Annotated in this window: 12 protein-coding genes and 1 tRNA gene; 9 read left to right on the forward strand and 4 right to left on the reverse strand. The window is 43.5% G+C overall.

Going from position 1 to position 17,296, the window contains the following annotated elements; all coding sequences use genetic code 11:
* On the forward strand, positions 1-1,818 hold a 1,818-nt coding region (locus KAH81_09600; GenBank protein ID MCK5833906.1), incomplete at its 5' end, for a T9SS type A sorting domain-containing protein.
* A 79-nt stretch (positions 1,819-1,897) separates the two neighbouring features.
* On the opposite strand, the gene KAH81_09605 is transcribed toward KAH81_09600, so the two are convergent.
* The 3 genes from KAH81_09605 to KAH81_09615 all read right to left on the reverse strand — a co-directional run bounded on the left by KAH81_09605 (position 1,898) and on the right by KAH81_09615 (position 8,045).
* Positions 1,898-2,704: a diguanylate cyclase gene (locus KAH81_09605; protein ID MCK5833907.1), complete on the reverse strand. Its 807-nt coding sequence runs from the start codon at positions 2,702-2,704 to the stop codon at positions 1,898-1,900.
* 2 nt (positions 2,705-2,706) lie between these two features.
* Positions 2,707-3,504 (reverse strand): sensor domain-containing diguanylate cyclase, encoded by a 798-nt coding sequence (locus tag KAH81_09610; GenBank protein MCK5833908.1) that lies wholly within the window; start codon positions 3,502-3,504, stop codon positions 2,707-2,709.
* A 356-nt stretch (positions 3,505-3,860) separates the two neighbouring features.
* Positions 3,861-8,045 (reverse strand): hypothetical protein, encoded by a 4,185-nt coding sequence (locus tag KAH81_09615; GenBank protein ID MCK5833909.1) that lies wholly within the window; start codon positions 8,043-8,045, stop codon positions 3,861-3,863.
* 258 nt (positions 8,046-8,303) lie between these two features.
* Here KAH81_09615 and KAH81_09620 point away from each other — a divergent pair, with 258 nt between their 5' ends.
* From KAH81_09620 to KAH81_09635, 4 genes are all read left to right on the forward strand, one after another.
* On the forward strand, positions 8,304-9,350 hold the full coding sequence (locus KAH81_09620; protein MCK5833910.1) for a DUF933 domain-containing protein: 1,047 nt from the start codon (positions 8,304-8,306) through the stop codon (positions 9,348-9,350).
* Between the two features lie 3 nt (positions 9,351-9,353).
* Positions 9,354-10,559, forward strand: coding sequence for a DUF401 family protein (locus tag KAH81_09625; protein MCK5833911.1), 1,206 nt, complete (start codon positions 9,354-9,356; stop codon positions 10,557-10,559).
* 125 nt (positions 10,560-10,684) lie between these two features.
* The gene (locus tag KAH81_09630) at positions 10,685-11,161 is read left to right on the forward strand and encodes a hypothetical protein (protein MCK5833912.1); all 477 of its coding nucleotides are present in this window, start codon (positions 10,685-10,687) and stop codon (positions 11,159-11,161) included.
* A gap of 101 nt (positions 11,162-11,262) precedes the next feature.
* Positions 11,263-11,514, forward strand: a complete 252-nt coding sequence (locus tag KAH81_09635) for a hypothetical protein (GenBank protein ID MCK5833913.1) — start codon at positions 11,263-11,265, stop codon at positions 11,512-11,514.
* A gap of 213 nt (positions 11,515-11,727) precedes the next feature.
* Here the strand turns inward: KAH81_09635 and KAH81_09640 are convergent.
* Positions 11,728-11,801 (reverse strand) — tRNA-Gln (locus KAH81_09640).
* A 147-nt stretch (positions 11,802-11,948) separates the two neighbouring features.
* On the opposite strand from KAH81_09640, the gene amrB reads away from it, so the two are divergent.
* Genes amrB through KAH81_09660 form a run of 4 tightly spaced genes read left to right on the forward strand, consistent with a single transcriptional unit; the run spans position 11,949 to position 17,292 of the window.
* Entirely contained in the window at positions 11,949-13,514 is a 1,566-nt protein-coding gene (gene amrB / locus KAH81_09645) for an AmmeMemoRadiSam system protein B (GenBank protein MCK5833914.1), read from the forward strand.
* Positions 13,515-13,521: 7 nt separating this feature from the next.
* Positions 13,522-14,445, forward strand: coding sequence for a UbiA family prenyltransferase (locus tag KAH81_09650; GenBank protein MCK5833915.1), 924 nt, complete (start codon positions 13,522-13,524; stop codon positions 14,443-14,445).
* Positions 14,446-14,455: 10 nt separating this feature from the next.
* Complete coding sequence (locus KAH81_09655) at positions 14,456-15,199, forward strand: hypothetical protein (protein ID MCK5833916.1); 744 nt, start codon at positions 14,456-14,458, stop codon at positions 15,197-15,199.
* Positions 15,199-17,292 carry a DUF3857 domain-containing protein gene (locus KAH81_09660; protein ID MCK5833917.1) on the forward strand — a complete coding sequence of 698 codons (2,094 nt, stop codon included), beginning with the start codon at positions 15,199-15,201 and terminating at the stop codon, positions 17,290-17,292. Before KAH81_09655 ends, KAH81_09660 begins: the two co-directional genes overlap by 1 nt.
* Positions 17,293-17,296: the final 4 nt, after the last annotated feature.

Genomic DNA, 17,296 nt, shown 5'->3' on the forward strand with positions numbered 1-17,296 from the left:
ACGACGGTTCCGCCGGACTTCGAGGTCACATATCTCAATCCCGAGGATTCAGTATGGGTCGGTTGCGAGGATGAAGAGATACTGTTTACTGTCGAGCCTTATGTGCCGGAAAGCCTTATTATATATGTTAATTACGGATTTTATATCGTTGGAGTTTCTCCGGAGCTTTCGGTGTCTGGCGATACCATAACCTACACACCCTCAACGCCTTGGAGCGAAGGTCTCGTCAGTATCGAGGTCCTCGGGCAGAGGCTTTTCTTCAACATCGATATTTCCGATCCGATGATGTTCCCGATTTACCCGGCAGATGGCGCAACCATACCGATTTCAACGAGTGGAATCGAGGTTACATACAATATTCACGATATTCGTTCGGGTATCGATGAATCGGGAATCTCAGTTGTCATTATGGTCAACGCCTTACCCGAAGGATCATTCGGATTGGCTCATGCCGGAGTCGATTATACCGGCCACGAACTCACATTCAATTTCGATGACGCAGGTATCGATGTCGCTTCAGGAGACAGTATCTCGATGATCTTCGCTGCTTCTGATAATGTTCCCGCCATTTATTGCGGGCCGAACACGCGTGTTGAGGACCTTCATTTCACAGTGTGCGATCCCGATTCTGGGAGGCACTATTTGATGGGGTATCTAGTGGATGCAGGCTCGGGGATTCCAATTGAAGGGGCTATCGTTCGGCTTTTCCATTATCTTGGAGGACCGATACCCGGAATGCTGGACACTACCGATATCGAAGGAACATACTCTTTCGATGTTTATTCGGGACGCTATTCGCTTGGGGCCTTCGATCCGATCAGCTCTCATATACCGGTGTTCTATCTGGATAGACCTGATCTTCTGGTAGCCGATCCTATCGATGTTACCAGCCTCGAATCGGATACGATAACCCTCGATACTCTTCACATGATCTCACATGGAACCGGTTTATTTTCGATATCCGGCACTATTATGGAAGAAGCCGACGGCCCAATCGACGCAGCCTATGTGGTCGCTATTTCTAGCGAAGACGACGAAATTCAGGATGCTGTAATCACAGGACCAACAGGCGATTATGAACTCACTGTCACGCCAGGCGATTATTATATACTTGGCTTCCACAATGATTACTGCCCGTCATTTTACGGCGGTTCGTTCGATTATTCCGGGGCGCTCGAGGTGAACATCACAACATTCGATATCTTCGATATCGATTTCGAGCTAATTCCAATCTACAGTGGAGGTGATCGAATTCTCTGGGGCCATATTTTCGGTGAAGATGATGGCAGAATTACCGAATCAATCAGTATCCGCGGTGTGAGAATATACGTGCTCGATGCGCTAAGCGAGCGACCAGTAGGATTCTCGGTCAGTGATTTCAACGGAAATTACAACATAGATTACCTCTCTTCCGGAACATATCGCGTGTTTGCCGACAGAAATGGTTACACTCCCATGACATCGACAGCAACGGTTAGTATAGCCGGTTCGGACTATAATCTCGATATCGAGATGGTTCCTGTGACGGGAATCGAGGAGAAGCCACCGAGAGCTAATTCATTCGATTTGGGACCAATTTACCCAAATCCTTTCAATTCCTCGTGTGTGATCGATTTTTCCTTAGACGAAAAATCCGAAGTGCTCATTGAGGTTTTCGACATGTCTGGTAGGGTAGTCGATATTATTGAAAGTGGAAAACTTTCGCCCGGGAATTATATAACGCTGTGGTCTCCGGAAAAACTCCCTAGTGGAGGGTATCTCATCAAGATGTCCGCAAACGGGGAATTGCTGACAACAAAGGCAATTTACATTAAATAGACTAGTTCTCTATAAACATTTTTCTTTGATGGATTAAGGCTCCCCAGCCGGCCTCGCCCCAATCGGGGGCGGGGCTTTTTTATATGGAAGATATAGGTTGGTCCGAGTGCTCAGCAACATAAAGGGCGCGTTTGGCCGCATCGATAACATCATCGGCAGATGTTGCCGAGCCCATGTTCGCTACTCCTACACGGGCTCTTTGAATTCCCAAGTTTTTTATTTTGGAATAAAGCCTATCGGCAACGCCTAAACTGGAGTCGAGGTCCTCTCCTGGAAGTATCACCGCAAAGGTGTCCCTGTCATAACGAAAAGCGAGATCATAAGCGCGAAGATCATTCCCTAGAATTTCGCCGATGCCCCTGAGAATCCTTGTAACAATGGAGGGAATGCTGTTAACTCCCGGATGAGCTAAATCGCTAATCCTAAGCATAATAAGACCGATATTCGTTCCGAACCGCCGTGCACGGCTCATCTCGCGTTGCAAATGATCATGAATAAGGCTATTTTTTAGCAAGCCGCTTTTGGAGTCCGAAATCATAGCTTGATCTAGCTCGCTTTGCAGAACCCTATAGGAAGTAATATCACGAAGCTGCACTAAGATGCTACCCGAATCGAGTTTAGTCCGGATACATTCGATGACTTCATCCGTATCGGCGGGCTTTATCTCACAAATATCGATTAGACCGGTTTCATCCTGTAAATAACAATCGTCGCAGGGACAATTATCACATTTAAGAAATTCGTAACAGAAGGTTTCCTGAGTGTATCCCTTTTTCCCAAGCAATCGAAGGGCATGCAAATTTGAAAACAATACACGCTTATTCCGATCGATCACCACGATTCCAATTTGGATCTTATCGAGGAATTCCCCGGATAATTCCTTCATGATTATCCGATAACGCAGGTATTACCGCCCCTGTGTTTGGCGACATAAAGCGCTCTCTCCGCAAGACGAACCATGTCCCTTCCAGTAAATGCGCTCGCGGATCCGCCAATACCAATGCACGAATTGATCTCCCCAATGGCATTATGGATGCGCCTAAGCAAGCGTTCAGCAGTCTTTTTTGCAGCATCTTCAGTACAATGTGGCATCAAAACAGCAAATGTATCGCTGTGAAGACGGAAAATAAGATCGTAGCTTCTAGCTGTATCGATGATGATCTCAGCAATCTTCATAAGATGGCTTTCATGCGTCTCTTCGGTATCTCCAGGAATCGAATCAATCGAAATGAACATAAGAGTGACATCAGTGTCTGTGCGTTTGGAGCGATCAAGCTCCTTCTCCAACTCCTCACGAAAACCATCGCTATTGCGAAGGCCAGTTACAGGATCTGTCCCAGACTTCTTAAGCCTATTCTCAAGACTAACATAATCGGAAACATCCCAAACTGTTATAACAAGATGATCGTCATCAAGAGGGTAAGAGCGAACAAAAAGACAAGTGCCATCATCAAAAGTGCGCTCGGCGCTGGCAACCTCGTGGGTCTCAAAAGACATAAAACTCGGCGAACGACCCTCAAGATTAGCTCTCCCCCAAATGGCTTCATAGGAGGTTTTGCCAATAAGCTCCTCGCTCCGTAAAAGCTTCTTCGCCGGTTCATTGATGAATTCAATAATATAATCCCGATTGACTATGAGAAGTCCATCCTCAATAATATCAAGTGCTTTTACAATATGTTCGTTCATCTCTTAGCCTCCTTAGTGATTATTTTAAATATCAAAATACATGACATAAACCAACATGTCAACGAAAAGCTGTCAATAACTAAAAAAATCAAACCTCAAATGTAAATCATAAATGCAAAATAAAAGGCGCTGGCGCGGGTGGTAGGGAAACGAAGGCACGAAATTTGCCATTGCAAATTTCATGACAGAGTAGAGGAATAATGGATTTTTGCGGGTGAAAATAGCTCTATCAAAATTAGATTAGCGAAATAGCAAAAATCGTGACAGCGCCGGTCGTAAGGATAAATCTTAAAAGCGCGCGACTTTTTGATAGGGGATAGTTGCTTCTTATTATTTTTAGCCGCGCACTTTTAATTTTATTTTATTAAACTAATTTTTCGAGTTTGCATGAAAGCCTGATCGTTATTTTGTGTTATAACACACATCTTGCAAAAATATGCACCTGATGGTAAATAGTCTCCAATCATACTTCTTCCATTCCAGGTTGTTTTATAAGTGCCAACTTTCAGGAAGTCCCGGACAATACTTGCTATCCTAATTCCCGCAAGGTTATATATGTCGATGGTTATATACGATTCGAAAGAAACATCAAATTCTATGTCCACTGTAGTATTGAATGGGTTTGGAACCGGATGCGCCAGAAAAAAGCTATTTGGGCAACATTTCAACCCATTTTCGCAAACTATTACCGATAATTCTGAGTCAGCTACACATAACGAATCGCGGAATTCGCTTGTAAGATCGATATAATCCGGCGCTTTTAAAGTATCAAAATAGCAGAAATCTGCCTCGATAACAGCATCAACACCATCAAAAGTCCATTCGGATAAGTCGGAGTAAAAACAGTTATGACCCGAACTACCACTACCAAAATCCAAGTGGCCCTCAGCTAAAACACAAGCATGAGTGAAACCTTCGAAAATGCAATTCCGGGCCGAAGTTTGACTCTTTTCTGAAGTAATCATATTATATTTACCTAAATTTGCATTGAATTGACAAGCGGAAAAATCGCTCTCCCCACGGTTTATAATAGCGGTTCCCGGACCACCGAATATACAATTATAGAATTCCACGCTTGTAAAAACCTCGATTTGGCATCCATAGGAAGAAGGCGTTTGAAAAATACAATTGTCAACAGATATCGAATTATCTTCACTATCAAGCTTTAAACCAGGAGCACCATCAAAGCAAGAACCATAGATACATGACAATGATCTCCATCCAGTTAGCTCGACCGGACAATAAAAATTGCAGTCATTAATTGAAACTCTAGCTCCGCTTTTACAAGAATCACCATCGATGAACATATTATCGCAGTCGATGAAACTCACAGACAATAATGAGCATGCACCGCAACTCCCAGCAGAACCAACCATTTCAACGACACTAGCATTTCTAATGTCGGCATGTTCGATAATAAGACTCCCGCCTTTAAGGGCGAAAATACCACCCAAATTATCATCGATGGTTCCTATTGGCAATCCAATAGAAATTGGATTTTCGACAGTTCCCTTTATGTAAAGGCACGATGCTTTGCCCTCGCAGATAATTTCAGGACCTGCTAGCCCCGAATCACTTTCAGATCGACAACAAGTAACGCTTGTGCCATCCAAAACAAATAGCGTATCCTCAATACCTACAGCAATTTGACCGAATATTTTGACATCGTCCCAAATATGCGTGTTTTCTATAAAACATGTCGCTGTCAAAATTTGAAAATCTTTATATCCAGGTTTTTTAATGAGCAATCGCATTGGAATACTCGGCTCGATATCGAACGGAAGGGCATATTCACCCGAAGTTTTTAGGCTTTCGCTGAAAATAAACCTTATCGAATCGCCTACTTGAATTAAAATCAATACCTGTTCTATAGGAACGCTACATTCGCTCGATGTAATCATTATTACATCTTCTTCCCAGTCGATATCTACGGACATATGAGCTGTATCGAGAATCGATAGACCATCCGAATCCGGGGGATTTGGGAGACTACAGAGTATGTCAAATAATTCATTGTGAGACGGTGAAGATGAAGGTGCAATTGTGCTTTCAGGGAACGCGAGGGCACCATTACCTCTGATATTATAAAAATAGCCCTTACCCTCAGCGATTCCTATACTTGGCTTGAAATACCCAAGACAGGCATCGTAATAAAAAACAAAGCTCGACGAAATCTCCGTGCCACTACCAGTAAAAGTGTGAGATGTCTGCCAGGGTAAGCTATTAGCAGCCATGGAAATCGAGCCAATGGAATTCCATCCATCGATGACATCGATATCCCAGTGAAGAACCCCGGAGCCGAAAATCGAAAATGTATCGGTCGGGGCAGAAAATCTAGCCCAATATCCCTTCGATGGCTCAGGAATTTCTTCACATACATCGATGAATTCATGTAATGCGGGATTCCATTGGAGAACTTGTTCCACTCCTGGAAGTATCTCGCCGAGTGTGCCGTAGCAAACCTCGACTGGAATAGAAATGAAATTCCAGCCTTCGTTAAGATTATAAGTAATTACCGAATCCTCATATTCAAGTAAGATAACTGGCAATTTTACAGTTTTTGTAATGAAGTCCCTTTTTGTGCAAGAAATATAAAGCGTGTCTTCATCGGGGTTAAGGTCCAATGCTGCGGCGATTTCATCAGAAGAAAAACTAACTTGATTACAGCCGTAGGGAATGACTTTGTAAAGTGGGGTTATATCATCGTTGAAATTGGTTGTGACACATATTTTTGTATCGTGAAGCCACCTCGCGGGTCCATCGGCATACACAGTTACATAAAGGCTGTCACCTGTTAAGTCATCGTGAATGTAATAGCAATCAGGGGAGGTCATTACAACATATTTTGAAGGTTCGTTTGGGCCATAAAAGCGAGTGAGTGGATCTCCTAGCAGCCTAGGCGACCAAATAAGGTAATTCCGCCATGCATCGCCGACGAGTTTTTGATATGCTCGAATTCTAGAAACAAAATCATGTGAATCGCCGCCATCGGTTATGCCACCATAATAAAAAAGCGCACCTCGCCCTGTAAATTCATAACCAAACTCTCGGGCGGTTTGGCATCCGCCGGAGATAACACCGGTGGGATAACCCAGCTGGTGAAACAGAAGATTATAAGAGGTTAAAGCCCCTTCCCCTGAACCACAACACCCTCCCCCACTTTTATACCATGAGCCGTAATTGCCGTGGCCAAAATGCCATACAACACCGTATTTATCGTTTTCGAGCGCCGAAACGATTGAATCATTAAGGGCGCGGACTGTCCCGAGTGGAAGCATGCCCATTGTTGTGTCGTGGCAAGTGTAATGCGTAAGATCGAAGCCAACGCTTCGAATAATAGATTCCTGGGCCAGCGCATCGACATAGCCATATATTATATCTGTTGTTTGAGAAACAAACATGAAGTCATTCCAATGGCCACCGGGTAACCATTCACTCTCATTTTGAATAATTCGGTCGACAAAACCTTCAGTGCCATAAGCGCTATAGTTATTAACAGCCCATATCCTTCCAACACCGAGTTGAGGAAGATAAATTGGGAGAGAATATGCAGATTCCGTTATCGGAGGATGTGTAGCATTAAGGAATTTCATTCCGGGAAGACTATCCATATCGCAGTAGTCGGGACCTATCAGGCCAACATAGCTTAAATCGCCGTAACAATCGAAGGTATCAGCTATGAACATTCGTATCCATGTTGTCTCCGACTCTGAGGGATAGATGCTATCGTAGATATCGTATATATCACGAGCGTTGACGGAATGGACTCTCCATCCTTGTTTATAGCGAAATTCGGCCAATTTTGCAGCACATTCTTCGTAATAGCCATTCGAGTGGTCAGCATAGATATAAAGAACTTGATAGCTCGAAGGTTCTGAAATTAAAGTATATGGAAGAGAATGGAGATTCAAAAAGTGTGATAGATATACATCCTCGAGCCATGATTCGAGACTGATTTCGCCATAATCACCATCGGCTGAGAGTCTAAGCTTAACCTTTCTATGAATTCGCAACGAATCACAAGAGGGATTAAACGAGTATAATTGAAAGCGGATAAAGGCTGCGCACAAAGACCTCCAAGGCGATACTCCCCTGACAGTCGCGATATCTTTATAAAGCCAATCATTGGAGGAATACATCAAATTATCCAAACACCATTCGGATTCGCAACCGCTATAGTAGGGCGCGATTTTGATGTCTCCAATCGTAGTGTCATCGACCTCGATAATGTCTAAATGCACATTCTTTGTCGATGGAATAGCGAGGGCAAAATCTAAGATTAGACTTGCAGGAGCATTTGCGGATTCGCCGAAGTTCTTGAACCTTGAATTTGGTGCTTTAATGAAATGGAAACATGAATCTTCGATGAAGAAAGAATCGATTACAATGTCTGGAGTGGAAATAACTATTGTAATAGAATTCGGATTATCCTGTTCGATTTTGATAAAGTTATTTTGTGCGCTAATTGCAGCGACACAGATCAACGCAGTTATTATTGACACATATAATTTAACTTGGTAACGATTAGCTATCTTCATCATTAGCCTTTTGATACATTAATTTAAAGCCAATATATAAATATTTATACACTTTTTCAAGTAATTTATTAATTTTTTGTAAGTCAAAAGAAATTATTTTATTTAAACAAACGATTAGGCAGATAATGAGACGAATTGATGGCGGTATTTAAAGGTAATCCACATATTATTAGCGATGCGACTTTGAGCCAAACTTTCATTCATTTTCATTGCTTTCGAGTCGAAATTCGTATATTCTATTGAAATTTAAGGAGGTATTTTATGTTATGGGCTATGGTCGGTCTCGCAAGTAGTGGTAAATCGACATTATTTAAATTGATGACAAACAAAGGCTCCTCAGGTAAAAGCGGCAAGGGCCTCGACATTGCGGTTGCACATGTCCCCGATCCTCGCGTAAGCGTGCTGGTTGATATATTCGATCCCAAGAAGATAAGCCCTGCCGAAATTGAGTTTGCAGATACTTTAGGTGCGGTTGGTTCGGGGGGTGCTGTTTTCTCCGAGCTTCAATCTGCGGGTGCAATGATATATTGCCTTCGAGCTTTCGATAGTGTTTTCGGTGATCCTACGCCTATAAAGGATTTTCGCGATCTTATGGGCGAATTGGTTCTTTTTGACTTGAATATTCTCGAGCACAAGATGGAGAGCATTGAAAAATCTCTTCGCACTGCCAAACCCGAGGTAAAGATTCGTATCGAGAATGAGATGAAAATTATCGAAGTGCTGAGAGCGCATCTGGAATCGGGTGGCCTCATTCGCGACCTCGAGCTTGATCCCATTCGCGCAGAGATAGTTTCTAATTTCGGGCTTCTCACCGCAAAGCCTGCAGTAGCTGTTTTCACATGCGGCGAGGATTATTATTGTAATAGAGACCGTTTAATTAATGAGTTAGATTCCGCATTCTCAGGTCTTCCCTCACTTGCCATTATGACACTAACCGAGCTGGAGCTTAACGAGTTAGATCATGAATCTGCGGAGATCTTTCGTGAAGAATATAATTTGACTGAGCCTGTTATCGACAGGTTTATCATGAAAGCTTATGATGCAGCGGGGATCATAACATTTTTCACCTGCGGAGAAAAAGAGGTTCATGCATGGCCTATTCGCAAGGGGTCCAATGCTCTCGAAGCTGCGGGGAAGATACACACTGATTTGGCAAAGGGATTTATTCGTGCCGAGGTGGTTTCTTACGAGGACATACTAAAATATCATGGTTGGGCCCAGGCGCGTAATGCCGGGCATCTTCGAGTCGAGGGCAAGGAATATATTGTCGAGGATGGCGACACGATTGTAATTAAATTTGCGCTTTAAAATATGTCCGCTACTCTTGTTGTTATAATTGCTGCGATAATATTTATTGTATCGGTCAGGCTTAAGGTTCCGCTGGGTATAGCTTTCACTGTTAGCGGGATAGTCCTTGGTTTTCTTTCGGGGATGGGTGTTGTCGAGGTTTTATCGACATCGGGTAAATGGCTAATTTCTGAAGACACAATCGGGCTAATACTTATTGTTTACTTTTTGGGTCTCATGGGGGTTATTCTCGGCGAACTCGGTTGGCTTTCGAGAACTGTCAGATCGTTAAAAAGGTTAATACCTAATAGCAAGATAAGCTCTGTTTTACCTGCGAGTTTGATAGGTTTTCTTCCAATGCCAGGCGGCGCGATGCTTTCCGCGCCACTTGTCGAGGAGGGTGCAAAAACGATGGAACTCTCACGGGAGAGATTGACTTTCCTTAATTTCTGGTTCAGACATCTATGGGAATACACATGGCCGCTTTATCCCGGTATTATTCTATCGACTGTTCTTCTCGATGTCCCTGCTAGTAAGCTAATTTCGTCGATGTGGTATCTTTCTGTTTTTTCGATAATCCCCGGACTGGTGATAGGTTTTCGTGGTGTAAAAAACGCAGGCAAGAATGATATTAAAGAAATCGGTCTTATGTTGGCGATAAAGGATTTCTTGATAACGACTTGGTATATCTGGGCTGTAGTTTTTTTCGTGTTATTTCTGGGATTCGAGATACTTCCTATTGTGGCGATTGCGTCAATGATTACTCTGCTTATTTTAAGGCAAAGCGATAAGAAAAGATTGGAGCATCTTAAAAAGGCTTTTTCGATTAAGGTTATCGGGCTTATCGCCGGAGTAATGATATTCAAGGGAATACTTGAATCGAGCGGTACGGTCGAGGTTTTGGCCAAGGAAATAGCAGGTGTTCCCGAGGTAGTATTACTTTTCTTGGTTCCTTTTTCGATTGGGATAATAACTGGTGTTAATTCGGCTTTTGTTGGTTTGGGATTTCCTGTGTTGGTTCCGCTTATAATGAAGAATGGTTTCGATGCGGGGAATTTCGCTTTTGCTTATACCGCCGGATTTCTTGGAGTTCTGTCGAGCCCTGTTCATTTATGTCTTCTATTGACTAAGCAGTATTTTTATGCGAGTTGGTCGGGCATATATAAATTCCTTGCCCCGGCTGTAATTTCCGTTTTTCTTGCATCTATTGTGCTTCTTTTAATTCAATAGATAGTATTTGGCACCAAAAGTGCAATATCGTATATGGCTCTCGGCACCTGCGGTGTGCATTTCCCCTCCTTTCCTTTCCCAACCGCATGCCGGGGGCTTTTTAGATATAAATAACGAGGAGTAATATGGAAAAAACAATATACGGCTTCATTATGGTGATAGTGGGCTTGGCTTTTATCTTGTTTCTTTACCAATTCATGTTAACTGCCAAGATACGTCGTGGTGTCAAGCTCATGCTTAAGTGGTTTGATTATATTATCGATAATCCAACAGATTTCGATTTCAAGACCACCCGCGAATTGGGTGAGGATGTCGATAGATATTTTCAAAGCAAGGATATTGGGAAAAGGGTGATGTATTTCGCGCCTAAGCTCAAAGACTACATTGTTGACAGATACGGTAAATTGCCGGGCGAAACCAATGAGGACGCATTCTGGCGGCTTGCTCATTGGGAGGGTGACCATGTGCGTTTTGATGTCTATTGGACAATGATTCAGGGTGGTTTTGCCGAGTATGCAGAGGCACTTAGTAAGGGCAAACGGCCAACATTCGCGGGTGTTTCAGCACCGATGGCGATAATAAGAAAATACTGGAAGATGTAGAATTAGTTGACAACCCTCGATATTGCTCGGGTTTTTGATATATTAGCGTTGTTTACGCTTTTCGGGATTGCTTACCTTTAAGAAAAAACAGGAGATATCCTATAGTCATTCACAAGCGGACTCGATTAACGCCGATGCAACGGCAAGAGATTTATGATGCCCATTTCAAAAAGAAGAGAAGAGTGTGTGACCTCGCGCGCGAGTATCATGTTTCGAGGCCGACAATATACAAGAGCACAAACGCGCGTTTTCGATGCCTTCACTATGGTATCAAACGACTTGAAAAGGTCGAGGCAATCGAAGAGCGGCTTAAACAGCGTAGCGTTATAACAAGGACTATCCGGGTCAAATGATACACGGCAACACCAAACGGCTTCCGCTTCTCGAAGGCCAGTGAAGAGTCACCGAACTCGGTTTCGTGCAGATAAGATAAGACAATACTTAAATATAAACAATTACAAGCTCGGAAGCCCTGGGCTTTTTTTATAAACAAACTTTAAAATATATGAGGGATTTTCTTGTCGAGTAATAATTGAGGTTAAAATATCTTAACCGGCGAATGTGATTGGCTGGGGAGCAGGGATTCGAACCCCAATTGGCGGATCCAGAGACCGCTGTCCTGCCATTGGACGACTCCCCATCAATACTTTGTTGAATATATTTAGCCGGAATTAACATGTCAAGGTTTTTTTCTTCTGGTGTTCACGCGGTATTGACTTGTTAATAAGAGTTATTATATTGGAATAAATATTCGAGAAGGATTTAGAGGGATTTTATCAGATTTAGTATGACTACAATTGTCTTAATGATATTGCTTCTCTTCGCTGGATGTTCGAGAAGCGAGGGCAACGCGGATGTAAGTGGTTTATCCTCGAAGGAGGAGATTATGGTCAAGCAGGCCGAACTGGCCGGAAGCTGGTATCCTGGCACGAAAAGCGAGTTGCAGCAAATGATAAGTGGTTTCATGGAGAACGCAAATTCACCTGAGATCGAAGGCCGAGCCATCGGGATCATATCGCCTCATGCTGGTTTGGTTTATTCGGGGCAGACTGCAGCTTATGGTTATAAGCTATTTGCTCGTGAGCGGGAGAAATATGCTAATTCGACCGTTATTATTATAGGTTTAAATCATCGTAATGCCGGTTTCAGTGGTATAAGCGTTTGGGCGGAGGGTGCTTGGGCCTCGCCCTTGGGGCAAACTTCCATAGATGAGGCCTTGGCTGATAGCATCCTTAAGGCCTTAGGCGACTCGGGTAGTTTTAGAAAAGATGTATATCGCGGTGAAAACTCTTTAGAAACCCAACTTCCTTTTATTCAATACGCTTTTGGGCCTAGCGTAAAGATTGTTCCGATTATTTTCGGGACACAATCTGTGCAGGCAAGCATTTTACTGGCCGAGGTTTTGTCACATCATGCCTCGCGCGAGGATATAGTCATAGTGGCGAGCACCGATCTTTCTCATTATCACAGTAGCGATTCAGCAAAAACACTCGATCAGAGCTTTATTGACGCAGTTACTTCGTGGGAGCCAGAAAGCCTGATTTCGCGTTTGCAATCGGGCAGGTGTGAGGCTTGTGGTTTTGGCACTGTTCTCACTCTTATGTTTTGCGCAAGAGGTTTCGGCGCAGACAAAGTATTCGAGCTCAATTCCTCGAATTCTGGCGAAAGCCCTCAAGGAGACGAAACTAGCGTTGTGGGATACCTTTCCGCAGCTTTTATGGATAGTAAACACAACGTGAATAAGCAGATAGATGAGACAAACAACGCGGAAAACATTAACAGTGAATACTCATTATCCGAGAAACAGAAAAAGTATCTTTTACAACTAGCACGCAGAACTATCGAGGACTATATAAACAAGGAAGAAATTTATAGCCCAAAACTTCCAGGGGACGAACAGTTGAAGGCTGATGGTGCGGTTTTCGTGACGCTTCATCAAGATGGCCAACTTCGAGGTTGCATCGGTCAGATGATCGCGCAGGGGCCGCTTTATCTGGCTGTTCGTGACATGGCTATTTCGGCGGCTGTGAACGATCACCGTTTCAGGCCGGTAGGGCAAGATGAGCTAGACAAGATAGACATCGAAATATCTGTTCTATCCCCGATGCAAGAGATCGATGATTGGCATAAGATTGAAATAGGCAAGCATGGTGTTTGGCTCAGGAAGGGTTTTAACAGTGGGGTTTTTCTTCCACAAGTTGGAAGGGATACGGGTTGGTCTCGCGAGCAGTTCCTTGAAGAGCTATCTTCGCAAAAGGCCGGCCTTTCTCGGAATGCATATAGAGATTCCTCGACTCAACTTTACATCTTCACCGTTGTTGAATTCGACGAAGGTGAATTCGGATTGCGATAGGTAACGAGTGCTCGAAACTAATACAGGCTGTCGAAGGCCGCTAATTCATAGAGTTTTAGACCACCTCTTTTTCTTTCGCCCGCTTTTAATCCTTCCGATATGGGCACCGCTCCTACTAGGATATTGGGCTTCGGGCGGTAGGGAATCAGAGTGTGGTTATCCATTTCTTTTAGTTCTCGGGTTTTTTCTCGGTGGCTGGATTTACGGTCTCAATCAGATATATGACATAGAGGGTGACAGGATAAACCGTAAGAACCTTCCTCTTGCGCTTGGTTTAATGGGTGTTAATAGCGCATGGATAATGACTATAGCCTCGGCTTTATTAGCTCTTGCTACTGGTTTTTTTATTAGCATATGGACGGGCTTATTCACATTGGTTGGCCTTTTTATGGGCTATTTATATTCTCATCCGAGGTTTGGATATAAGGACAAGCCATGGCCTGCGCTTATTCTAAATGGTGCTGGACATGGGGCACTTGTTTATATTATTGGTTGGTGTTCCGGTGGTCGGTTAGATTGGATGCTGCTGCTGCGTATGTTGCCTTATGCGTTGGCTTTCTCGGGAGTCTATATTGCAACTGCTATCCCGGATATTGCCGGGGATCGGATCACAAAGAAGAACACAGTCGCGGTTATTTGGGGTGAGAAGAAATCTGCTATTATTTCGCTCGTTTTGATAATTTTGGCTTCAGTTTCCGGTGTCTTCCTTTGGGAACCAGCGCTTTTTTTGACAGGCCTAGTCGCCTTGCCTTTTTACATATATGCTCTTTCAAAAGGTGGCACGGCTTTCGTTAGAGCTAACAAAGTAGCGGTTTTGTTTTTAAATTTATGGATTTGTTTCTATGTTTTCTCTTATTTTTTATTTTTGCTTGTAGTTATAATAGGTTCGAGATTTTATTATTCCAAGAGATTGGGAGTCAAATACCCCTGATGGAGGAAGAATGCATTTTTTAAAGAAAGCGATGTTATTGACATTGATATTTTCCTCGATCTTCGCCGAGTCGAACTCGCTGAGAATGGGCGACCATTTAATGAAGCGAGGCGATTTCATGGAGGCACATAAGGAATACAGCAAGGCCCTCGAAGCGGATCGTGAAAATCCTAATATTCTCTGGCGTGTTGGTTCGGCGCTCACTCAAATGGCTCAATCGGAGACCAGTAATCTTCGCCACGACTATCTGGAGCAAGCGACGAATTATATCAATCGAGCTATAGTAGAAAATTCGGAGATTATCGAGGCTCATCTCGAATACGCTCGCGCTCTGGGTTATCTTGCTCTTTTCAAGCCGGATTGGGATGATTTTCGGGTTGCAAGGCGGGTTCGCGAAGAGCTAGCCATTGTTCTCGAAAAAGAGCCGGACAATTCAGAAGCTAATTTCCTTTTAGGAACGTGGCACAGGTGGGTTGGGCCGGTTCCACCGTTAAAGCGCAATCCCAACGATCTGGGGAGTGCATGTGTGGATAGCTCTCTTTATTATTTTCGTAAGGCCTCCAAGTTAGATCCCGATAACCTTTTATACAAACTCGAAATCAGCAGAACCTATGTTTATATTGACTCAGAAGATAAGGCTCGCGCAGGCTTTAACGAGATAATCCACATTAAAGATATTAACCAAAAGTATTTAAATATTGTCGATCAGGCAAAAAGGGAACTTGAAAAACTCGATAATTTGGAGGGTAAATAATGAGAATTTATACAACGGCTATATTGTTTTGCTTTTTAATTTTCTCGGCTTTCGCGCAGCATGTTTCCAAGCGGGATGTTATCTATACTACAGACGGCGAGGAATTTCGTGGAGAGCTTGGCGCTATCGATTCTGATAGTATAGTATTCAAGACTATCTCTGGAGAAAAAACCTTTGCGCGTTCAGAGGTTATTCGAGTGGAGCTTGCCAAGGAACGTCCGGGCGATTGGTGGCTTACCGCAGAAGAGATAGATGATCCAATTCTTAATGATGTTCTTGCAAACCTCCCGAATCCAGAGGATTATCTTGGAGCAAGCTACCTTGTTCTTCATCAATCCGATGAATACACAATAAGCCTCGATGGCACTGTCGAACATGTTTCTCGACTTATCACTCAGGCCCTCACCGAGCGCAGCAAGGATGAGATTTCGCTTTCGCACATGATTTATTTTGGTGATCTTGGTAGCGGCGAGTTCATTCACGGTAGAAGTATCGCCCCAGATGGTCGTGTGCTTCATTTGGATGAATCGGCAATCGAATCCGGTCCCGTATTCGCATATATCCCCGAATATAACCGCTTGATGCTTACTAAATGTGCATTGGGTGAGGTTGCTCCGGGAAGTATCGTCGATATTTCCCAAAAAACTGTTCAGCGGTATTCAAACTCGCTTGATGCTTTTTATTCGACTGAGTTTTTCAGTGGAGAAGAGCCAATTATATCGAGAGAGCTTGTCCTAAGAGTGGAAGCCGGTGCACAAATACATTGGGCAGATATAAACTGGCCTTCGGCTTGGCCAAAATTCGATCTTTCTGACGAGGGGCAATTCACTATATTTCGCTGGTCATTGAAAGATATTCCGCCAATAATTGCTGAATCGAATATGCCACCGGACATTAAATTCACTCCGTCTATCCTTTTATCGATAAGTAATGGTTGGGAAAAGATTGCTGCAGATTTTGCTCTCGCGCTCGATGAAGCCCTCGACAATCCCGATGAGATAAACCGAATAGCAGGTGAGCTTACGAAGAAGAAAAAAAAGCCTGCAGATAAAGCTCGATCTATTTACAACTGGGTAGTCAGTGAAATGCGTTTTATCCCCGCGCCATCGCAGCTTTATAGTTTTGCACCTAAGATGTTAAGTATTGTTCTCGAGAAGCGATATGCTAATGATCTCGATAAGACAGTGCTATTCTATTATCTCTGCAAACAGGCTGGTGTAAAAGCTGATATTGGTTTTGTTTCTAAGCACGAATCCGCTTTCGATAGAGAGGTTCCTTCACTGGGTTTTGTTCCTACACCTGTTGTGCGGCTCGATTTGGAGGGGGATGAGATTTGGGCCGAGCTTTCGAGCGAAAACATGCCCCTCGGCGTGCTGCCTAACTCGATTATGGGTGAACCGGCGATTATCTTCAGGGAAAAGGGTGTCGAGTTTATACGAGTCAATCCACCCAAAACGATCGATGAAGGCGAGAACGAATATCTTGTGGGCAAAATAGATATTAACGGCGATCTCACGGCTGAACTGGAAGTCGTATATAATGGAAGCCGGCAGGAGGAGATCAGAGAGTTAAAACAATCTACATCGGAGGAAATTCGGCGAGAGATGGAAAAGCGCGCTTCGCAGGTTCATCCAAATGCTATCCTCACGGAATGGGAAATCGAGGGTATAGACGATTTGAGTAAGCCTATTTCTGTGGAAATCGAGTTTACCGTTCCAAATTATGCCATCACGGCCGGAGACAAATTCCTTGCATTCACTATTCCTAACTTGAGATATTCTGCATGGGGAACCGGGAAGCCATCGAGAGATTGGCCAATTTGGTTCGATTCGCCATACAGGGGAACTCATGATGTTACAATCGGACTTCCCAAGGGATACGAGGTTTATTATATTCCAAATGATACTTCGAGTGTAGCAGATTCATTGCTTTATAGCGCTAAATTCAAAACTAAAAAGGGTAAGTTCCATTTCTTCGACGATTATGACCGTGGTCGCTTTGCTTTCCCTCCGGACATGTATCCAGCCTATCAGGATTATCGCAGAGTGCAGGCCTCCGTGGCTTCGGCATGGATTGTTCTAACGAAGAATTGAGATG

The sequence above is a fragment of the bacterium genome, from assembly GCA_023145965.1.
In the GTDB taxonomy this organism is placed as follows: Bacteria; UBP14; UBA6098; order UBA6098; family UBA6098; genus UBA6098.

Coding starts and splice junctions, on each gene's coding strand:
- KAH81_09605 (MCK5833907.1), bottom strand. CDS start 2,704: ATGAAGGAATTATCCGGGGAATTCCTCGATAAGATCCAAATTGGAATC.
- KAH81_09610 (MCK5833908.1), bottom strand. CDS start 3,504: ATGAACGAACATATTGTAAAAGCACTTGATATTATTGAGGATGGACTT.
- KAH81_09615 (MCK5833909.1), bottom strand. CDS start 8,045: ATGATGAAGATAGCTAATCGTTACCAAGTTAAATTATATGTGTCAATA.
- KAH81_09620 (MCK5833910.1), top strand. CDS start 8,304: ATGTTATGGGCTATGGTCGGTCTCGCAAGTAGTGGTAAATCGACATTA.
- KAH81_09625 (MCK5833911.1), top strand. CDS start 9,354: ATGTCCGCTACTCTTGTTGTTATAATTGCTGCGATAATATTTATTGTA.
- KAH81_09630 (MCK5833912.1), top strand. CDS start 10,685: ATGGAAAAAACAATATACGGCTTCATTATGGTGATAGTGGGCTTGGCT.
- amrB (MCK5833914.1), top strand. CDS start 11,949: ATGACTACAATTGTCTTAATGATATTGCTTCTCTTCGCTGGATGTTCG.
- KAH81_09655 (MCK5833916.1), top strand. CDS start 14,456: ATGCATTTTTTAAAGAAAGCGATGTTATTGACATTGATATTTTCCTCG.
- KAH81_09660 (MCK5833917.1), top strand. CDS start 15,199: ATGAGAATTTATACAACGGCTATATTGTTTTGCTTTTTAATTTTCTCG.